Raw genomic sequence first — 2,401 nt, 5'->3', positions numbered from 1 at the left:
ATGATGGCAGAGAGGTCACACCCGTTCCCATACCGAACACGGAAGTTAAGCTCTCTAGCGCCGATGGTAGTTGGGACCTTGTCCCTGTGAGAGTAGGACGTCGCCAAGCAAAAACCTAAGTCGTTTCGACTTAGGTTTTTTTGTGTTTATTTTTATTGCTTGAAATATAAAGGTAAGAATTACCTTTTGTGAAAATATAATCGAGATGTAAAAAGAATATTTGTAATCTTACATAACCTTTTGTGTTTTTAAAGGATTTTACATAAGAAAAAATCTATAATTAAGGTAGTTAACATATATTTTTGATGGGTGTGGGGGATTATGAAAGAAATATGCATGTTATTAGTGGCTGTTATATTATGGGGGACAGCTATTGCACCAACAAAATGGGTGTTAGAATCTATTCAGCCGTTTACTTTGTTGTTTATTCGTCTTTTCTTTGCAGGTGGAATTTGTATGCTATTTTCATTTAAGCAACTACAAAAATCAGTTGTACATAAAAAAGTTCCATGGCAAAGAATGAGTTTGTTAGCCTTTACCGGTGTAGCTGGGTATTTCATGTTCACATCGTATGGTATTTCTTTAACAAGTGGATTACATGTTAGTATCATAGATGCTGCATTACCATTAGTTACAATTCTTTTTTCAGCATTCTTCTTGAAAGAGAAAATTCGATTGAATTATTGGATAGGGATTATATTGGGTACTATAGGAGTACTCTTTATTACGATTCCATCTAAAAGTGCTGATCAAGAAGTGTCTTTAATAGGAGATATACTGATATTATTAAGTACTTTTCTATTTGCTTTCTACACGGTTTTGCTAAAACAACCAAAACAAGAACAGTATTTATCAAACGAGGTTTTTACAACATTAACTTTAATTATCGGAGCTGTTATTCTATTACCGTTTGCACTGGTAGAAATTCTTTATTACGGTTTACCAAAGATTGAAACTTGGAAAACGGGACTTAGTGTAATATACCTTGTTATTGGAGCAACAATTTTAGCATATTGGTTTTGGAATAAAGCGCTAGAGAGAGTTTCAGCATCAGTAAGCGGATTATATTTAAATGCATTACCATTAATAAGTATCGCTACTTCAATTATTCTATTAAATGAGTCTCTGACATGGAGGGTAATAATGGGAGCGAGTTTAGTTTTAATCGGAGTAGGATGGGCGGATAAGCAAAAGTTATGTAATCTATTAAAAGGTAATAAGGTGGAGAATAGAGACTGTTAAACAGTATGATTTATATAATTGAAATGTTAAAAAGATACCTTATATATGAGGTATCTTTTTTATTTAGCAAAGATAATAGACTAAAATTAGTATGGATATTCTTTGCTGTATTTATATGTGTCGAAATCATTTTGAAATATTGTTTGAACAAGTTGTATACATTCAGTATCATAAAAGCTTTCAAAAGTTGGATGACGGGGAAATAAAGGATCAGTAATATCAGCTTCGCTAAAATTCCCTTTATAAATCATGGCGGGAGTTTGATGATGCCATGATGTTGAGAACTCATTTATTGGTGCGGTTTTTAATTCGAAACGCTTTTCTAATTCTTTCATTTCCTGATCGAAGTTTTCTAAGTATATATAATTGGTCACATATTCTTCTTCACCAGCTATATATTGTTGTGTGAAATGTGGGTTAATATCACTTGCGTGAGCCCCTTTCATAAATAGATAGTATAAAAATTGTTTGAATGAGATCCCTTTGGGGGAATTTTCATCTTGATATAAAAACTTTCGGATGGGTTTCCATTCCGGATTTTCCATATAAGGAGGTCCAATTAAGGACACGAAAGAACTGACTGCTCTCCTATAAGGGTTACGAACAAGTTTAAACGTTTCTTTTTGTTTTTCTCGTAACGCTACACCTAGTCGTACACTATAGGCAGGTGTACTTTTGTATATATCGTATTCAAAATTATGAATGAAAGGACTATAACTTAGAGCTGTTTGCAATAAATCAATCTGGTAAAAGAACCAATTGGCAAGAGAAGTGCAACCGCTTTTTTGACTCCAAAATAGAATGATGGGAAACTTCCTATGATAGTGTGGGCTTCTTGAATGGGCGCTTATGGTGTTTAATAAATAAGGATTGAACAAGTTCTACACTCCTTTCACTTGTTTTACTGATATGTATGAGGAATAAAGAGGTGGTATGAGAGTCTTTTTCATCTTTTTTAAAAAAATGAAAGATTAATATTGACTATTAGTATATAGAGGTGTAATATAGAACAAGTCGCCGATGACAATAACGTCGCAAGCGACAAACAAAATGAAAAACTTAGTTGACATTGAAAGATGAAGATGTTAACATAAGGAAGTCGCAAATGAGCGACTAAGTAGTTCTTTGAAAACTGAACGAAACAAACAACGTGAAACGT

The 2,401-nt window shown here is 33.2% G+C and carries 2 protein-coding genes and 1 rRNA gene; 2 read left to right on the top strand and 1 reads right to left on the bottom strand.

From position 1 onward, the window contains the following. Together rrf and MR167_RS31205 are read left to right on the top strand one after the other, a co-directional pair. A 5S ribosomal RNA gene (gene rrf, locus MR167_RS31210) occupies positions 1–109 on the top strand; the annotation flags it as partial. Positions 110–321: 212 nt separating this feature from the next. Further along, on the top strand, positions 322–1,242 hold the full coding sequence (locus tag MR167_RS31205; protein ID WP_000658297.1) for a DMT family transporter: 921 nt from the start codon (positions 322–324) through the stop codon (positions 1,240–1,242). 86 nt (positions 1,243–1,328) lie between these two features. On the opposite strand, the gene MR167_RS31200 is transcribed toward MR167_RS31205, so the two are convergent. Next, positions 1,329–2,120 (bottom strand): sulfotransferase family 2 domain-containing protein, encoded by a 792-nt coding sequence (locus MR167_RS31200; RefSeq protein WP_000483044.1) that lies wholly within the window; start codon positions 2,118–2,120, stop codon positions 1,329–1,331. Positions 2,121–2,401 lie beyond the last annotated feature (281 nt).

The organism is Bacillus cereus group sp. BfR-BA-01355 (assembly GCF_022663675.1).
Classification (GTDB): domain Bacteria; phylum Bacillota; class Bacilli; order Bacillales; family Bacillaceae_G; genus Bacillus_A; species Bacillus_A thuringiensis_S.
This window is presented reverse-complemented; position numbering and strand designations above follow the sequence as displayed.